We start from the raw sequence: 18593 nt of genomic DNA, 5'->3' as shown, positions 1-18593 counted from the left end.
AATTTGTACTTTATAATTCCATTATTTTTTCTGCAACTTGTAATGCCTTAATTTGAGATACATCGATTTTTATTGTATTTAAGCTATCGTAAAGTGGTATTCGGAACACACTTCTCTCTATTACATCATATTTCCGAATTCCTTTATCAACATCTGCCTGTAATCTTTGAACAAGTGAATTTTCGTTACAAATTAAAGATATGCATTTCACATCACATGTTGAAATATCAATTCGAGAAAGAATTGTATCTATTGTGCTCTGCTCATGCATTACCCATCCGAAAATAACATTTTCATAAGCACTACAATGGATATAATTATTAAGCAAATAACAAATATTACTCATTACCATTGCCTTAGTTTCCTCAGTAACTTGAAAAGGATTCATATTCCAGCACCAATCACCATCTAAAAAGACACTATTGGGCAACTTATCCCTTAATATTTTACAAACGGTTGTTTTCCCCACTCCCATTGTTCCACCAATCATATATAACTTTTTCAAAATATAGCCTCCGCAAATTACTATTTATAATATTGAACCTTAAATCAGAAATTTATCCAATTAATATTTAATATACTGGTACACAAATCTCACAATAATGATTATTAACCATTTTGACTATATACCTTTCTAGGATTGGTCTTGTTTCATCAAATTGATATCCTTGTCTTAATAATTCTGGAAAAATATCATTCCACGCTTTCTGAACTGCTTCTGCTGTATGATTAATTTTAAAAACCACATACTTTCCTCCAGTAATATAACCTTCCCTTACATACTCATCAGTTAATAAATAATCCTTTGAAACAACAATACACGTATCATAACGACAATTTTCAGGTTTAGTCGTCTTAGGATTATCCTGAGCAATTCCAAGAATTATTGATTCGTCATTAAATAAATCGTTAGATTTTGCCCATTTTTTTATATTTTCCATTGTTTGAACATTGTTAATTCCATAAGGACCAATCTGCCTTATGTAAGCAATCCTATGCGTTGGAATCTTTTCAATTGTAATATCCACCATTTGCTTTATTTTCCTCCTTTAAGCAATAAATAACTTGTTCATTACAAGATTACTACCATTTAAAATAGAAATCAAAGCATTTTTTAAAATTGTTAAATTACTATTTATTCTCAAATTGGAATTTAGCTATTTCATTCTTTTAATTGTTTCATCTAATGCAATACATTCTGCATATCTGCCATTCCACATAAATTCATTGTAATATTGATAACTTTGTTCTGATGACATAAATTTATTATTAACTGTTGTATTTGCATATGCTGGAACTATAATATTAAATCCATGTTCAAATCCACATTTTATAGTAGCATCAATACAATAATCTGTTTGAAGCCCTACAATGATTATATCTTTTTCACCCTTATCTATTAAATATTCTAATAATCCTGTCCCTTTAAAAGCACTATTAACCTTTTTATCAAATATTTTTTCATCATTTATTGGTTGAAACTTTTCATATATTTCAAAGCCATCAGTTCCTTTTGTTAATTCATTTCCTATTCCATCATCGTGACGTACATATACTACTTCAATATTATTTGCTCTAGCCTCATGTATTATTTCTTTAACATTAGATACAAACATATCAAATTCATATAATTTTTCATTTGTTATTAACTTTTGTGTATCAACTACTAATAAAACCATTTTAATCTCCTTTTCAAATTTCTATTTTATTACCCAGCCTAAAATTGGAATTTATTTCTTCTTATCTTTTTTATTGATAGCACCTAAAGAGCAAAAAAGAGCAACACCTATAGCAATCCAAATGGCAATATTCACTTGAAATCCCCCCTCTAAAATTACTATTTGTCTGTGTATTATTTAAATAATCTTTACTTCGCATTTTTTTACTGTTCCATACTATATTAAAATACGTAATACCTATTTTAAATTTAATCATTAATAAAATACTTAAATATCAAGATTCACATTATTAGCCTAATTATTTAACTACAACATGTCCTATTTTAGACATTACACGCATCACTATATGAGAATACTATCCTAATCATTTCTACCTCATTATCCCTATTATAGCAATTATTCAACAAATAGACCATAAATGCTTTAAATTATGATAATTTTTTGTAAACAATCCAGATAAGTTTCTAAATGTATTTGAGATCTATTATTCCACTATATTATATTTAACAGCATGGTTATTATTAAAAATTTTACACTTAATAAAATTATTAACCTTAAATACATGCAAACAAATAATTTTTAAGTTATAATTTAAAGTGGAAACTTAATGAATTCAATAAAAATTTAGGTTTTTAAGTTAAAACATATTTTAGGAATTGAAAGGAAGGAAGCAATTTATGAAATATCCTATTGATATACACACACATACTGTAGCAAGTGGTCATGCCTATACTACTTTATTGGAAAATGCAAAATATGCCAGTGAAATAGGCCTTGAAGTTTTAGGTACTACAGATCATGCTCCTAATATGCCTGATGCACCTCATGAGTGGTATTTTGGTAATTTTAAATCTTTGCCAAGAGAAATTTATGGTGTTACTATGCTTTATGGCTGTGAAGCTAACATTGTTGATTATGAAGGGAATATAGATTTACCGCTGCATAGACAGGAACAGATTGATATTATGATAGCTAGCATTCATGATCCAGTAATGAAGCCAAATGATAATCCTGATTTAAATACTACTGCTTTTTTAAAGGCTATGGATAATCCTAACGTACACATTATAGGTCATTCTGGTAATCCTGCTTTTCCAATTCATGCAGAGGCATTAGTTAAAAAGGCAAAAGAAAAGAATATACTTATTGAAATAAATAATAGTTCTTTTATTAGATCAAGAATTGGCAGTGACAAAACCTGTTCAAAAATAGCCCGCCTATGTAAAGAAAATGGCGTAAGAATAATATTAAACAGCGACGCTCACTCCTGTTTTCATATTGGTAATTTTGATGCTGCATTAAAAATACTAGATGATATTAATATGCCTGAAAAACTTATTATAAATAGAAGCAAAACAGAACTGCTTAACTATTTAAAAGATAAGGGAAAGAAAATTGAACCAAGATAATTTTAATTAGCTGCTATGAAAAAAATAACAGTAAAGGAATAACTTCGCTGTTGTCTTAAAATTAGATTATATCTTTCAGTTATCTACTGAGTATTTTTCAAATATTGTTCATTACTTTGCTGTTAATACTTATAATTGATTAGAAATTCTAGTAAATCGTTATCCAGGGACGTAGCAGCCGTTATCTCCCACTTTCATAGAAATTGGGAGTATTACGGATGCTAGTCATCGGATAAAGTCTTTTCTCTATTACTGTAAAAGTTCTTTCAATGTATTTTTCCACAAAATCATTTTTAAGTACTAAGTTTAATTTCAACATGAATTGATTCAACTTCAGTAATTCATTTCTTGATAAAAATTCTAGATCTTTATATATTAAAAAACTTTTTTGATTTACATCGAATTCTTTAACAAGTAGTTTTTCTCCACTTTCTGAAGTATATAAAAAGAGTGAATTCTTTAATTCAGATTTTTCCTTATATATTAAATTTTTTTCATAGAGTTTCTTTACTATAACATTAACAGTAGAGGGAGCTAAATAAGCAAGTTTACTCAATCTAACTGAAGTAATACCTGGAAAAGCATCAATAATCCATAAAGCTCTAAGCTGAGGATATGTAAGTTTAAAGACTGAAAGTAATTTCCTATGATTGTTTACAAGGGTTAAAATAAAAGTTCTTAAAAGATTATAAAAGAGAACAAGTTTTTGAAGCATAAATTTTTCTTCAGAATTAAAATCGCTAAAGTCAATTTTTAATCCTAATTCATTTAATTTATCTATATATTCAAATAGAAAAGAATTATTTGAATATACAGTTATTGATTTTAAAATTTCTATAGTAAAATTCAAATCCTCTTCATTAACTGCTGAAAGCAATTGTATTAATGCAGCTTTATCATGTTTCTTCATTCTGTTTAATTTAATTAGATTATGTCCAGCTTCAGTGAGATTTAGACTGTATAATTTCTTATTTATAGTCTCTTCACGTACAACTAAATTTTTCTCCATTAAAAGTTTAATTATTTTTGTTACTGTAGGTGGAGACCAACACCCTATTTTTGCAATTTCTCCAAGAGAAATGCCTTGAAATATTTTTATAATCCATAGTACTCTTAGTTGGGGTAATGTAATAGTTGTTTTTTTAACAAAATTATTATAGTTACATTCTATATTCAAAAATAAGTATCTTGATAAGTTATAAAATTCATGAATATCAAATAATTTATTTTTTAGATCCATAATTGTATCCTTCCACATAAAGCAAGTGTCCTATATATTTAAAGAAATATGCATGTATAATTTTAGCATAATCTCAAATAGTAAATCAAATTTGTTTTAATTAATCGAATCTTGTTGTTTATATGTATAAAATAAGATATTATTATCTATGTATTAAATTTCAACATTCGAATGCTAACTAAATATAAAAATGTTATAGGAGTGATAACTTGTTAATTCCAAAGTCAATTACATGCTTAAAAAATTACACTAAAGAACAATTCGTAAAAGATTTTATCTCAGGTATCATAGTTGCAATTATTGCACTGCCACTCTCCATTGCTTTGGCAATTGCATCTGGGGTTTCACCAGAAAAAGGTTTATACACAGCAATTATTGGAGGGTTTATTGTATCCTTACTTGGTGGAAGCAGAGTTCAAATTGGAGGTCCCACAGCAGCTTTTGTAGTTATTGTATATGGAATAATACAAAAGTTTGGAATAGAAGGTTTGTTCGTATCAACTATAATGGCAGGAATTTTTCTTGTTATAATGGGATTATTGAAATTTGGAAGTTTAATAAAATATATTCCTTCTTCAATAACTACAGGATTTACAAGCGGTATAGCAGTAGTTCTTCTATCTACGGAAGTAAAAGATTTCTTTGGTTTGCAGATGAAAACTGTACCTTCACATTTTGTAGAAAAATTGATATCATATTTTAATAATTTTCATACAATTAATTTTCAGAGTTTATTTATATCCATTTTAACTCTTGGAATAATTATATTATGGCCAAGGATAAATAAAAAAATCCCCGGAACTTTTATAGCCATAATAGTAGTAACTATACTTGCAATGATTTTAAAATTAAATGTTACAACTATCGGAAGTCAATTTGGGAACCTTTCCTCATCCCTTCCGCATCCTAGTCTTCCAAAAGTTAATTTTACTATGATAAATGAACTGATGCTTCCAGCTCTAACAATTGCCATTCTTGGTTCTGTTGAATCTTTATTGTCAGCTGTAGTATCAGATGGAATGATTGGAGGTAGACATCGTTCTAATATGGAGCTAATAGCTCAAGGTTTCGCTAATATTTTTTCAGCAATCTTTGGCGGTATACCAGTTACAGGAGCCATTGCAAGGACTGCAGCAAATGTTAAGAATGGCGGCAGGACACCAGCAGCAGGAATGATTCATGCCCTGGTACTTTTAATTATTATGTTATTATTTATGCCCTATGTTAAATTAATTCCTATGGCCTCTTTAGCATCTGTTTTAGTAATGATTGCATATAACATGGGAGATTGGGAAGCATTTAGAACAATATTTAAATCTCCTAAAAGTGATTCCCTAGTGTTTATAGTTACATTTTTCTTAACTATTTTTCTAGATTTGGTTGTTGCTATAGGTGTAGGTGTAGTACTTGCATCCTTCTTATTCATGAGAAAGATGGGTGAAATTACAGAAATCAAATATATATTAGATGATGATGGTGACAAAGATGCTAATGAATTTATAGAAAATGTAACACTGCATGAGCATATTTCAATCTATGAAATCAGCGGACCCTTTTTCTTTGGAGCTGCCAATAAATTTATATCTGCAATAAGAGAAATGGGAGTACCTACTAAAGTATTAGTAATAAAGATGAGCAAAGTGCCTTTTATGGATGCTACAGCTTATCATTCTTTTGAAATGCTGTACAATATATGCAAGAAACACCATACAAAATTAATTATATTAAAAATTCAGAATCAGCCGCTGGAAATGCTTAAAAAATATAGTTTTGTAGATATGATTGGAGAAAATAACTTTTGTGGTACAGTGGAGGAAGCTATTGAAAGAGCCAATTTTATATTGAGTGAGTATCAGTCAGCGTAGATCATATGCAGTCATATAATATAAATGGCTTAAGTAGATTTTGACAATATAGAAAGCACATATTAATATTCTAATTACTTAATTGATTAGAATATTAATATGTGCTTCTTGGATTTTTCGGCAATTAAAATAACTATATTTGTCTATGTAATTAGCATAACATAGACAATAAACACAATAGTAGTATGTTGTTATTAAAAAGATTCTCACTTTTATTATAATATTGAGATTTTAATAGTTAACCTCAGTACTATTCTTAGAATCTTTTAATTTAAATATGGCAAAGCCCACGTAAACGAAAGCTATAGCATGATAGAATAACCAATAGTAGCTAAAATATTGAATACTAAAAATACCAAAAATCACATCAATTATAAATGGAGTAGTTAATGCGTAAATACTTATGCTGTATAATTGCCCATATTTTAAGTTTGTTTTAAGTACAGCATTAATTATAAGTGCAAATAAAGCCAAAAATAGAGCGCTAATAAGTCCTCCTAAAAAATAACGGAGTATGTTTCCAATAAAAATAAATGGTATAATGAGTTTAATAAAAGGCAAATAATTATTTATAATACTTTTATTAAGAGTTATCCCCTGTAATGATTTGAAATCTATAGTTTGAGTTGTCGCTTCATTTCTTTTTTCAATAGCTTTATCTTTTAAAATTAAAATACCTTTGTCATAGGAATCTAAGACATTAGGATTAGTACTGTTTGTTGTATCTATGACAACATAGTAATCCTTATCCTGAGATAAAATCATTGGCATATTGCCATCTACATTTAATTCTCCATCCTTTAGTTCAAAATTTGGCCATTTAGTATTATATATTTTTATTAGTTCAGATATCCCATTATTTACATCAACAGCCCCTCTTATAGCACCAATAAATCCAAAAAGTAAAGCTATTAATAACAAATATAAAATAGATTTTCCAACAGTTTCTTTTAAAACATCCTGATAATGTTTTATTCCTTGTACACTGCTTATCAATTTTTCAAAAAAATTTAATTTCTTTTTTTCAATATTATTTTCCACAAAAATCCCCCTTTAAAATATAAATGATTCTTACTTAGTGAAAATTCATACTTCCATTAAGTTTAAATAATTATCTAAGATCATACGCCCTTATCCATATCTTTAAAAGATAAATTATAACAGCAACTGGTTATGGAATAATCCAATCATTGTATGTATATTCGACATTTATGTAATAATTCCTCTGTTTATAAATTAATTTTTACTGTAAAATAAAATTTAAATTTCTAATCTTGAAGTAAAAATTTCTTATATAATACCCATGTATTATCTTTCCATATATAAATTGATATATTATCAAAATAAATATTAAAATTGCACTGAGTATCATTTACATAATTCCATATCTCTTCAAATTTATCTTTTATTCTTTTGGAAACGATGGTTGTATGAAAAACTCTTTCACCACTTTCGTTTTTCTTCCATTGGAGCCAATTTAGCGTTTTAAGTAGATGTTCTAATTGGTCATAAATTTTCTTTGCTTCTTTTGAAAATGTTGTTTTCATAAATATAACATCATTTCTAAAACTGCCATATCCCTCTATGTTTATTGGTGCTTTTTTAGTTCTATTTGCAAAAACTTCAAGTAGATCTATTAGTTCATCTATGTTATCACTGTCAAAGGGTGCTTTTAAGGTAATATGCCCTGGTAATTTAGTTCTTCTCACTTTAAATTTATTACAAACTTTCGTTGTTATTTCATCATGAAATTTTAATGCTTCCCCACTTAATGTAGTAACTATAACATATGGCATTAAAGAGTTCACTTTCCTTTCGCTTTTAGTATTTATCACATGATTAGCTGATGTACTATTTCCAACTTTTGAAAGTAAATATAATAGAAATACGTCCCTAGATAATTCATCTAAACTTAGTAAGATATAAACTCCAACTAAGTAAAATTAATCAATATTATAATTCTAAATCTCAATTAATTTTATACTTTATTTTTAAAATGTTTTTTAAAATTATCTATCCATAAAGATACCTTTAAAGTTTATTTAATATATAATTTTTAAATACAACTGCTCTTATTGCATCATAGCTTATTCCATCTGATACTTCTGCTTTTATTGGTGCAAGCCTATCTATACCTAGTTTGTCAGCAGCTAAAATAATCTCTTTTTCCTGTTCTTCTGTAAAGAACTCATCAAAATTAATTTGAAACTTTTCTGAATTACCTTCTCTAAAATACTTATCTATATGACCAAGTACTGTAGTTACAGTAAGTTCTCTTTCTTTAGCAATTTCTTTTATGCTCTTACCTTCTTTTATCATATTAATAGTTATATCATGAGTTTTTTCCTTATTACTTGTGTTTCTAGTTACAGTCCGAGCTGTGTGTAAAGTTTTAGTTTCTGCTCTTTCAGTCCATTTAACTTCAATATTGTTTTTTTCTACGTAGTCATTTATTAGATTTAAAAAAGTTTTACCATATTTTTCGTATTTAACTTGCCCTACACCAGATATATCAAATATATGCTCTTTATTTAAAGGATATCTTAAACTCATTTCTTTTAAGGTACTGTCTGGGAAAATAAAATATGGTGGTACACCCTCGCTTGCTGCTATTTCTTTACGCAGACTTCTCAAAGCTTCAAAAAGTTCATTATCTTCAGATATTTTCTTAACTGCAATAGCTTCTTTGAATACTACCTTTTCATCTCCTTTTAGAACTTTCATAGATTGCTCACTAAGTATAACTGTAGGGAATTCCCCTTCTTTTAAATTTATAAATCCATGAGATATAAGTGTATTTATAAACTCTGACAAATCCTTTTTAGAATAATTTTTCATTAATCCATAAGTAGATAGTTCATTAAATCTGTACTGCAATATTTTCTTTTGAGAAGAACCTCTTAATACATCTACAATTGTATTTACTCCAAAATCTCTTTTCATTCTATAAATGCAGGATAAAACTTTTTGCGCATCTACAGTTTTATCAACTAATTCTCCTTCAGTTAAACAGTTACTGCAATTACCACAATCCTCATAATCAGTATCTTCTCCAAAATAATTTAAAATGTATTTTCTAAGACATCCATTATGATGAACAAAATCAATCATGGTTTGAAGTTTCTTATAATCATTTATTCTTCTTTCAGGCTGCTGAGTTCCAACTTCAATTAAATATTTTTGAGTCATAATATCCTGTGGGGAAAACAATAAAATACATTCACTCTTTTCTCCATCACGGCCAGCTCTCCCTATTTCCTGATAATAGCTTTCAATATTTTTAGGCATATTATAGTGTATTACAAAACGCACATTTGACTTATCAATTCCCATACCAAAGGCATTAGTAGCTACCATAACATTAATTCTATCATATACAAAGTCTTCTTGATTTTGTTTTCTTTCAACATCGGATAATCCTGCATGATATCTAGAGGCAGATATGTTATTTTCAATAAGATTTTCATAAATATTATCTACTTCTTTTCTCGTTGATGCATATATTATTCCAGATTGATCTCTGTTTTCTTTTATATAATTTAATACATATTTTAATCTACCTGCTATTTTTAATATGTTTATTTTTAAATTTTCTCTATCAAAACCTGATATAAAAACTCCAGGATTATTAAGCTCTATTAGCTTTATTATATCTTTTCTTACTTCCTCAGTAGCTGTAGCAGTAAAAGCAGTTATTATAGGCCTTTTCGAAAGAGTTTTTATAAATTTACTTATATATCTATAGCTTGTTCTAAAATCATGGCCCCATTGCGATACACAATGTGCTTCATCTACAGCAACTTGAGATATATTTAGTGTTTGCATAAGGTTACAGAATTGAACTGATTCCAATCTTTCTGGTGCTAGATAAAGAATTTTTATTTCATTATTATTTAACTTTTCAATAATTGACTGGATTTCTTTAAAGTTAAGAGAGCTATTTATATATTCTGCACTTATACCTAAATCTTTTATATTATCCACTTGATCTTTCATAAGAGATATTAATGGAGATATTACGATTGTAACTCCATCAAATAATAATGCTGGTATCTGATAGCAAATGGATTTACCTCCCCCTGTTGGCATAACAGCCAAAGTATCTTTCCCACACAATATGCTGTCAATTACAGAGTTTTGAGATTTTCTAAATTCTTTATATCCATAGTATTCCTGTAATGCATTTAATGCTTCTTTCATCAAAATTGACACCTCATTTAAATCAATATGTAACTATCCTATTTATTATTATACATTATTGACAAATTTTCAAACAATATTTCAGCTATATTTCTATTTGTTAAGGATAATACTACTGTTTACATTCTTTAGATGCAGAATAGCCTGATTTTCTATTTAAAGTGTTTGATATTTTATAAATTTTGTTGTATTTATGACTTAAAGTTTTCTTTATAATGTGGTTGTTTTTTTGAAATTTAAGAATTTCAGTTTAAAGTATGGAATTGGACTAGGTTTACATTTTATATACTTTACATAATAAATATTACGTAAAGTATATGGCTAATTGACTAATATTAATATGTCCAGCTGTAGTAGAAATAATATTTATCTCTCAATTACACAATAATATTAGTATTAATTTCATCAATATGATATGATTAGATGATTTAAATAAAAATACGAATACGGTATGTGAAAATAAATAATAAGTGGAAAATGAAAAATAGACTAGTATAATAACTGATTATTTTTTGAATATGCCTAAGAATGGACGGTATAATAAAATGAATTTTAAAGAACTTAGAATTAGTGAAGATATAATAAATGCATTAAAGAAAACAGGTATTACTGAGCCAACAGCAATTCAAAAAGAGAGTATTAGCTTTATTAAAGAAGGAAGAGACCTTATAGCGGAGGCACAAACAGGTACGGGAAAAACTCTTGCTTTTTTACTTCCCATTTTTGAAAGCATATCAGTTGATTCTCCAACAATTCAGGCTTTGATTGTAACCCCTACAAGAGAACTTGCTATTCAAATAACTGAAGAAGCCATGAAACTTAAAGAAGCTAAAGCTATCAATATTTTAGCAGCCTATGGCGGTAAAGATATAGGATCTCAAATGAAAAAGTTAAAGAGAAACATCCATTTAATTATAGCAACTCCAGGAAGACTTTTAGATCATCTTGCTAGAAAAACAATAAACCTTATGAATTTAAAGACTTTAGTACTAGATGAGGCAGATCAAATACTACTTATGGGTTTTAAAAACGATATTGAAAATATTATAAAGGAAACTTCTAAAAAACGTCAGACATTATGTTTTTCCGCAACTATGGACCCTGAAGTTAAAAAACTAGCCTATAGATATATGAAGGATCCTTTAGTAGTTACTGCTAAAAAAGAAAAAGTTACACTGGATAATATTAAGCAGTATGTGGTAGAAACTACAGACAGAGAAAAGCAAGATGCTTTATGTAGTGTTTTAGATGAAGACAGACCATTTATGGCTATAATATTTTGCAGAACTAAGAGAAGAGTTGATGATCTTGAAGTGGCTTTGTATAGCCGTGGATATGATTGTATAAAACTCCATAGTGATATAATTCAGTCAAAACGCGAGAGAATAATGAAATCCTTTAGAAATGGAGATATCCAATACTTAATAGCTACTGACGTTGCAGCTAGAGGATTAGATATAAGTGGAGTTAGTCATATATATAATTATGATATCCCAGAAAGTGCAGAATCCTATATTCATCGAATTGGTAGAACAGGCAGAGCTGGTGAATACGGCTATACATGCATGTTTGTAGACCCTAAAAACAAAAGAGAATTGGATGAAATAGAAAAAGCTATAAAATTTAAGATTCCGAGAAGAGAATTAAGCATATAAAACTTAACAAAGGTGACTGTAGGTAGATCTGAATTCTAAGAAATCTACCTACAGTCATTTTTTATTTTAACTAACTTGCTTCTTAAGTTTAAAACTATTATTTTTACTATAATTATGAAATGTAAAAACCACAAATTTAATCTATTTGATAATATTTACAGTCCCCTCTCTTCTTGGGGCTGGTTTAGGTTTTTCTCCAACATTGTAACCAAAAGCACCTGAGCCATAATGTACATAACCAATAATGAACTTATTGATTTACTTAACCGTTTAAAATATTTCCTCCATTTATATGAAGTGTTTGACCTGAAACATAGGATGAATCATTAGAGGCTAAAAATACATAGCTAGGTGCAAGTTCTGCAGGCTGACCGGGTCTTCCTAAAGGCGTATCTAAACCAAATTGTGAAACGTCATAATCGCTAAAAGTGGAAGGTATAAGTGGAGTCCATATTGGACCGGGAGCAATGGCGTTAACTCTTATACTTCTATTTTCTAAAGAAAGTGATAATGATCTTGTAAATGAAACTATAGCACCTTTTGAAGATGAATAATCAATTAGAGTCTCATTACCCTTATATGCAGTAATTGATGCAGTATTTATAATTGAGTCTCCGCTTTTTAAATATGGCATTACTGCTTTTGTCATATAAAACATAGCAAATATATTAGTCTTGAATGTTCTTTCCAATTGTTCTTTTGTTATATCTTCAATACTGTTTTGAGGATGCTGTTCACCTGCATTATTGACAAGTATATCTATTTTGCCATACTCTTTAATTATTTTATCTACTGCATCTTTACAAAATTGATCATCACCAATGTCTCCAGGAATAGTTAAACAAGATGAGCCTTTATCATCTATAATCTTTTTAGTATCTTTTGCATCTTCGTGTTCATTTAAATAGATTATAGCTATTTTAGCTCCTTCTTTTGCATAAGCTATTGCTACAGCTTTACCTATTCCGCTATCTCCACCAGTAATAATAGCTACTTTATTTTTAAGCTTGCCAGTACCTTTATATTCAGGATCATCATATATAGGCTTAGGATTCATTAATTTTTCCAACCCTGGCTGTTGATTTTGCTTTTGAGCAGGTATAGTTTCAGGATAATTTAAAGTGCTTACCATTTCTATTCTTCCTTCCTTTTATAAAATTATATTTAACTTTATCAATGAATCTTATTAGTATAAATATAGTATTGTTAATTATTATAGATTTTATAACCTATAATTTATTAACCATGACATAAGATTTCAAAATTTAAAAATTATAAAATGAATTTTTCGAAAGAATGCTTACTTAAATAAGCAGTAACATAGATAGAATTAATAATAATACATTGTAAATAAAAAAAGCTGCTATGGTTAATACCAGCAGCTTTTTTATAATGTAAAATTATACGTTTATATCTACATTTATATCTAAAATACCTTTATTCGCTTCCAATACAGGATTGATACAATCATTTATGAAATCTACTACCTGACCAGGTGCTCTTCCAACGAAGTTTTTAGCATCTAATATTGATAGTATTTCATCTTTCTTTATATTGAAAGCAGGGTCTTTAGCTATTAAATCTATTAAATTATTATCAAGTCCATCTTGTTTTACACGTTTTGCAGTTTCCATGGAGTAAACTCTTATTTTTTCATGAAGTTCCTGTCTATCCCCACCTCTTTTAACAGCTTCCATTAGTATATTTTCAGTGGCCATGAAAGGTAATTCATTGTTTACTCTAGCCGCAACAACTTTATCATATACAACTAAATTGCTGGACACATTTATATATAGATTTAGTACCCCATCTAAAGCTAAAAAAGCTTCCGCAATTGAAATTCTCTTATTTGCTGAATCATCTAAAGTCCTTTCAAACCACTGTGTTGCAGCAGTTACAGCTGGATTAAGGGAATTTACAATTACGTATCTTGCTAGAGAGCCTATTCTTTCTGATCTCATAGGATTTCTCTTATAGGCCATAGCAGATGAACCTATTTGATGAGCCTCAAAAGGCTCTTCCATTTCTTTAAAACTTTGAAGTATTCTCAAATCATTACTGAACTTATAAGCACTTTGCGCTGCTTCTGAAAGTGTATTCAATACTATTGAATCTACTTTTCTGGAATAAGTTTGGCCGGTTACAGCGTAAGCTTCTTTAAAACCCATTCTTTCTGTAACTTTCTTTTCCAATGTTTTAATCTTTTCTTCATTACCATCAAATAATTCCATAAAACTTGCCTGAGTGCCTGTAGTTCCTTTTACTCCTCTTAGTTTTATGGTATCAATTACAAAATTTATATTTTCAAGATCAAGAAGTAAATCCTGCATCCAAAGAGTAGCTCTCTTTCCAACGGTAGTAAGCTGAGCTGGCTGAAGATGAGTATAACCTAAAGCAGGCAAATCCTTATATTTTAATGCAAATTCTGCTAAATGCTCAATAACATTTATAATTTTATTCTTTATCAGTATTAAAGCTTTCTTCATTATGATAATGTCTGTATTATCTCCTACATAACAGCTTGTAGCACCAAGGTGTATTATACCTTTAGCTTTAGGACATTGAACTCCATAAGCATATACATGACTCATTACATCATGTCTTACTTCTTTTTCCCTTTTTTCTGCTACCTCATAGTTAATATCATCAATATGAGCCTTTAATTCTTCTATTTGTTCATCAGTTATATTTAATCCTAATTCCTTTTCACTCTCAGCTAAAGCTACCCATAGCTTTCTCCAAGTCTTAAATTTCATTTCATCAGAAAATAGATATGACATATCTTTTGATGCATATCTAGTATTTAACGGTGTTTGGTAAATGTTTCTCATATAAATTTCCTCCTAGCAAAGGTTGCTTAATGTAAAATACATTTCATATTATATCATACATTCATAAATATTTAAATTTGCATGTTAATAAATTATTAAATTCATTTTACATTTTGCTGTAGTTTATTTTTACTCCACCTTAAGAATTCGTGCCCAACATGGCTGTAAATCTGATACAAGACATTTGTTATTTTCAATTTTAAATGTTTCTTTATTATTCAAAATATCAACTACTCTAACCCCTTTTATAGGTATATCAATTTCTAAGGAAGTAGATTTTTGTGATAAATTTACTACGATAATTATGCAATCCTCTTCCATTATTCTGGCATATGAAAATTGCTCATTCATAACTTTGATTTGAAAATATTTTCCATGCATTAATGCTTTTGAATTTTTTCGTATTTCAGCCAATTGATGGATTAATTCTATTAAATTTTTATTAGAATTACTTGATGACATACTTGTTAGATCCAGTTCAGGACGTAAATCATCGTCCGAAATATTCTTTGTACCTTTAATTCCCCACTCACTGCCGTAGTAAATAGAAGGGATACCAGGCATAGTAAACAAAAGTACATGTAAGGGGTAAATATAATCTAAGTATTTTAATGTACTGGCAATTCTATTCACATCGTGGTTATCAACAAAATTATATAAGTAAATATTTCTATATATACCAAAATTCTCTCCAAACTGGCGGTTAAATGAATAGGCAATTTCAAAATAGTTTTTATCATTATGGCTGGAGTATAATCCTTTATAGCATTCATAATTTGTCACAGAGTCAAGCATATTAGTATTTGCCCAACGGTTGTAATCTCCATGTATAATTTCACCCATAAGCCAAAAATCTGGTTTTATTTTTTTACATAAGGAAGACATTTCAGTAATAAAATTAAAATCAAGGCAGTCTGCACAATCTAAACGTAAACCATCAATATCCAGTTCTTTAATCCACATTTTTATGGCTTCAAAGAGATATTCCTTAACTTCTTGATTACCGAGATTAAGCTTAACAAGATTATAGTATCCATTCCATGTATCATAGCTAAAAGGATCATTTAATGGACTTTTTTGATTGAAATTGAGATTGTGAAACCAGCTGCAATATCTAGATTTTTGTCCATTTAAAAGTATATCCTTAAATGCAAAAAAATCACGACCTACATGATTAAATACGCCATCAATTACTACTCTTATATTATTCTCATGCAAAGTCTTTACAAGTTTAATAAAAGTATCTTTATTGCCTAAACGTCTGTCAACTACATTATAGTCTGTTGTGTCATAACCATGAGATGTTGACTCAAATATTGGACCAAAATAAATAGAATTGGCACCTAAATATTTAATGTGATCAATCCAATCATAGATCTTTGCTAAACGTTCTACAGGCCCCGCTTTAAAATCATTAGACTTTGGTGCTCCGCAAAATCCCAGTGGATAAATATGATAGAATACTGCTTCATTATACCAAGGGTTCATACAAAAACCTCCTTAAAATTTCAAGAACTCTGTTTATGACAAAGATAAAAGGATAGCCTTATGAGCTATCCTTTTATCTTATGAATCTAATTATTCAGTAATTGATTCGATTAACTTTGCTACTTCTTCAGCTGCTAAAGTTTCATCGTCACCTGAAGCAGTTACTTTAACAACAGCATTGCTAGTAACTCCTAAAGATAAAACTCCTATTAAACTTTTAATATTAGCCTTTTTACCATTGTATTCAAGACTAACATCTGATTTAAAAGAAGATGCTTTTTTTACTAATAATGTAGCTGGTCTAGCATGTAAACCAGTAGAACTTTTTACTGTAGCTTCTTTTGTTACCATTATATCCACCTCTGTTAACTAATATACTATTTTGAAATCTCTTTAATAAGTTTATCATTTTACAATAATTTATTCAAGTAAATTTTAGAAAATAATTAATACGATTTCAATAAGTTTTATTCTAGTTAATTTAACTTTATTGCCTATTTTTGCATATATAATACAAGCTGCAATTAAAATTATACATTTCATTAATAACGCTTTATAGATAATATTTAAATAGAATATCTATTTTACAGTAAATATTTATTGCAGCTTATATATTTCATTTCTATATCTAGCTAATTTTATTTACGAAATTATGTATTCTTTCAAGTCCTTTTTCTATATTTTCCATAGAAGTTGCATAAGAAAGTCTAACATATTCTGAAACGCCAAAGGCATTTCCTGGAACTACTGCTACTTTACTATCATCTAAAAGACTTTCAGCAAAATCAATAGAACTATTTATTACTTTTCCATTTGCTTTTTTACCTATTAATTTACTTATGTTCATCATTACATAAAAGGCACCTTCTGGTTTAGTACATGATACATTTTCTATACTGTTTATTTTATTTACCATATAATTTCTTCTCTCTTTAAATTTACTTATCATAAATTCTACTGAAGATTGATCTCCGGTTAATGCTTCTACAGATGCATACTGAGCTATGGAATTAGGATTAGCCGTAGTATGACCCTGTACATTTGACATTAGCTTAATTATTTCAGTATTACCACTAGCAGCATAACCTATTCTCCAACCAGTCATAGCATAGGTTTTAGACATACCATTAATTACAATAGTTCTTTTAAATAAATCTTCACTTAAACTAGCAATACTTAAGTGCTTAAAATCACCATAAATTAATTTTTCATATATTTCATCAGAAATAATTAAAATATCATGTTTTTTTGCAAATGCCGCAATTTTTTCAATTTCTTCTTTTGAATAAACTGTTCCTGTTGGATTATTGGGACTATTTAATATTATAGCTTTAGTTTTTGCTGTAACAGCCTTTTCAAGGTCATTAATAGTAAACTTAAAAGAATTTTTTTCTTCAGTAGCAATAATTACAGGCACACCATCACTTAATTTTACTAGTTCGGGATAAGTTACCCAATAAGGACTACTGATTATAACCTCATCCCCTGGATTTAATATAGCCTGAAAAACATCATTAATACATTGTTTTGCACCATTTGATATTATAATTTGTGATACATCATAAGTTAAATTATTATCCCTTTTAAATTTATTGGCTATAGCTTTTTTTAACTCTATTATACCTGATGCAGCAGTATATTTAGTATATCCTTCTTCCATTGCCTTTATAGCTGCAAGTTGAATATTTTTAGGAGTATTGAAGTCAGGTTCACCGGCGCCAAAACCTATAACATCTATACCATTTTTCCTCATTTCTTTTACTTTTGCAGTAATAGCTAAAGTAAGAGATGGAGAAATATTTTTTGCTTTGTTGGATAAAATCATAAAGAATACCTCCTAATATGGATAATTTTTCACTGTTGTAAAATTTATATGAAACTAGCCAATGCATATTACCATCCCTTTAAACGTGATATAGCATGGACAGTTCCTAGATAATTCATCTAATTTTGAGGGATAGACAGACTCCCTCTTATCCTAAATGAATTGCAATTATAATATATATAATAATATCTATAGAAATTATATTCCTAATTAAATTACTAAACAATAGTATTCTAAATATTTTTAACTTCACATATTAAAATAAATGCTGAGTTTACTTAAAACTTTCATGTCATATATAGAATATAATGAAAGATTTAATGGATATTACACATAATTTTGGCCACATAAACAGAGTTCTTTGTTTCAGGTGGAGTTTTTTTCTCCAGCTGAAACTTACT

Annotated in this window: 15 protein-coding genes; 3 read left to right on the top strand and 12 right to left on the bottom strand. The window is 28.5% G+C overall.

What is annotated here, in order from left to right; genetic code table 11:
* Window positions 1–10: 10 nt before the first annotated feature.
* The 3 genes from ABF633_RS09060 to ABF633_RS09050 all read right to left on the bottom strand — a co-directional run bounded on the left by ABF633_RS09060 (window position 11) and on the right by ABF633_RS09050 (window position 1679).
* On the bottom strand, window positions 11–505 hold the full coding sequence (locus ABF633_RS09060; RefSeq protein WP_415523376.1) for an AAA family ATPase: 495 nt from the start codon (window positions 503–505) through the stop codon (window positions 11–13).
* A gap of 67 nt (window positions 506–572) precedes the next feature.
* Window positions 573–1028, bottom strand: a complete 456-nt coding sequence (locus tag ABF633_RS09055) for an AraC family transcriptional regulator (RefSeq protein WP_010240061.1) — start codon at window positions 1026–1028, stop codon at window positions 573–575.
* A 129-nt stretch (window positions 1029–1157) separates the two neighbouring features.
* On the bottom strand, window positions 1158–1679 hold the full coding sequence (locus ABF633_RS09050; protein WP_415523375.1) for a cysteine hydrolase family protein: 522 nt from the start codon (window positions 1677–1679) through the stop codon (window positions 1158–1160).
* 677 nt (window positions 1680–2356) lie between these two features.
* On the opposite strand from ABF633_RS09050, the gene ABF633_RS09045 reads away from it, so the two are divergent.
* Window positions 2357–3088 carry a phosphatase gene (locus ABF633_RS09045; RefSeq protein ID WP_415523374.1) on the top strand — a complete coding sequence of 244 codons (732 nt, stop codon included), beginning with the start codon at window positions 2357–2359 and terminating at the stop codon, window positions 3086–3088.
* Between the two features lie 181 nt (window positions 3089–3269).
* Here the strand turns inward: ABF633_RS09045 and ABF633_RS09040 are convergent, their stop codons facing one another.
* Window positions 3270–4328 carry a MarR family transcriptional regulator gene (locus ABF633_RS09040; protein WP_415523373.1) on the bottom strand — a complete coding sequence of 353 codons (1059 nt, stop codon included), beginning with the start codon at window positions 4326–4328 and terminating at the stop codon, window positions 3270–3272.
* 209 nt (window positions 4329–4537) lie between these two features.
* Here ABF633_RS09040 and ABF633_RS09035 point away from each other — a divergent pair, with 209 nt between their 5' ends.
* Window positions 4538–6193, top strand: a complete 1656-nt coding sequence (locus ABF633_RS09035; RefSeq protein ID WP_415523372.1) for a SulP family inorganic anion transporter — start codon at window positions 4538–4540, stop codon at window positions 6191–6193.
* A gap of 231 nt (window positions 6194–6424) precedes the next feature.
* Here the strand turns inward: ABF633_RS09035 and ABF633_RS09030 are convergent, their stop codons facing one another.
* The 3 genes from ABF633_RS09030 to recQ form a co-directional block, all read right to left on the bottom strand.
* The gene (locus ABF633_RS09030; RefSeq protein ID WP_415523371.1) at window positions 6425–7234 is read right to left on the bottom strand and encodes a DUF1189 domain-containing protein; all 810 of its coding nucleotides are present in this window, start codon (window positions 7232–7234) and stop codon (window positions 6425–6427) included.
* Between the two features lie 227 nt (window positions 7235–7461).
* Window positions 7462–7989 (bottom strand): 2'-5' RNA ligase family protein, encoded by a 528-nt coding sequence (locus ABF633_RS09025; protein ID WP_415523370.1) that lies wholly within the window; start codon window positions 7987–7989, stop codon window positions 7462–7464.
* A gap of 235 nt (window positions 7990–8224) precedes the next feature.
* A complete protein-coding gene (gene recQ, locus ABF633_RS09020; protein WP_415523369.1) occupies window positions 8225–10393 on the bottom strand; it encodes a DNA helicase RecQ in 2169 nt (722 codons plus the stop codon).
* Between the two features lie 545 nt (window positions 10394–10938).
* Between recQ and ABF633_RS09015 the strand changes: the two genes are divergently transcribed.
* Complete coding sequence (locus ABF633_RS09015; RefSeq protein WP_415523426.1) at window positions 10939–12048, top strand: DEAD/DEAH box helicase; 1110 nt, start codon at window positions 10939–10941, stop codon at window positions 12046–12048.
* A gap of 262 nt (window positions 12049–12310) precedes the next feature.
* Here ABF633_RS09015 and ABF633_RS09010 read toward each other — a convergent pair whose 3' ends face one another.
* The 5 genes from ABF633_RS09010 to ABF633_RS08990 form a co-directional block, all read right to left on the bottom strand.
* Window positions 12311–13180, bottom strand: a complete 870-nt coding sequence (locus ABF633_RS09010; RefSeq protein WP_415523368.1) for an SDR family oxidoreductase — start codon at window positions 13178–13180, stop codon at window positions 12311–12313.
* Window positions 13181–13448: 268 nt separating this feature from the next.
* Window positions 13449–14879 (bottom strand): adenylosuccinate lyase, encoded by a 1431-nt coding sequence (gene purB, locus ABF633_RS09005; RefSeq protein WP_415523366.1) that lies wholly within the window; start codon window positions 14877–14879, stop codon window positions 13449–13451.
* Window positions 14880–15008: 129 nt separating this feature from the next.
* Window positions 15009–16367 (bottom strand): alpha-amylase family glycosyl hydrolase, encoded by a 1359-nt coding sequence (locus tag ABF633_RS09000; protein ID WP_415523365.1) that lies wholly within the window; start codon window positions 16365–16367, stop codon window positions 15009–15011.
* Window positions 16368–16457: 90 nt separating this feature from the next.
* Complete coding sequence (locus ABF633_RS08995; RefSeq protein WP_003442296.1) at window positions 16458–16718, bottom strand: HPr family phosphocarrier protein; 261 nt, start codon at window positions 16716–16718, stop codon at window positions 16458–16460.
* Window positions 16719–16995: 277 nt separating this feature from the next.
* The gene (locus ABF633_RS08990) at window positions 16996–18192 is read right to left on the bottom strand and encodes a pyridoxal phosphate-dependent aminotransferase (RefSeq protein ID WP_415523364.1); all 1197 of its coding nucleotides are present in this window, start codon (window positions 18190–18192) and stop codon (window positions 16996–16998) included.
* Between the last annotated feature and the right edge of the window lie 401 nt (window positions 18193–18593).

The sequence above is a fragment of the Clostridium sp. genome (genome assembly GCF_047718555.1).
GTDB lineage: Bacteria > Bacillota > Clostridia > Clostridiales > Clostridiaceae > Clostridium_I.
Note: the sequence above shows the minus strand (reverse complement) of the source record. Positions and strands in the feature narration are given on the sequence as shown.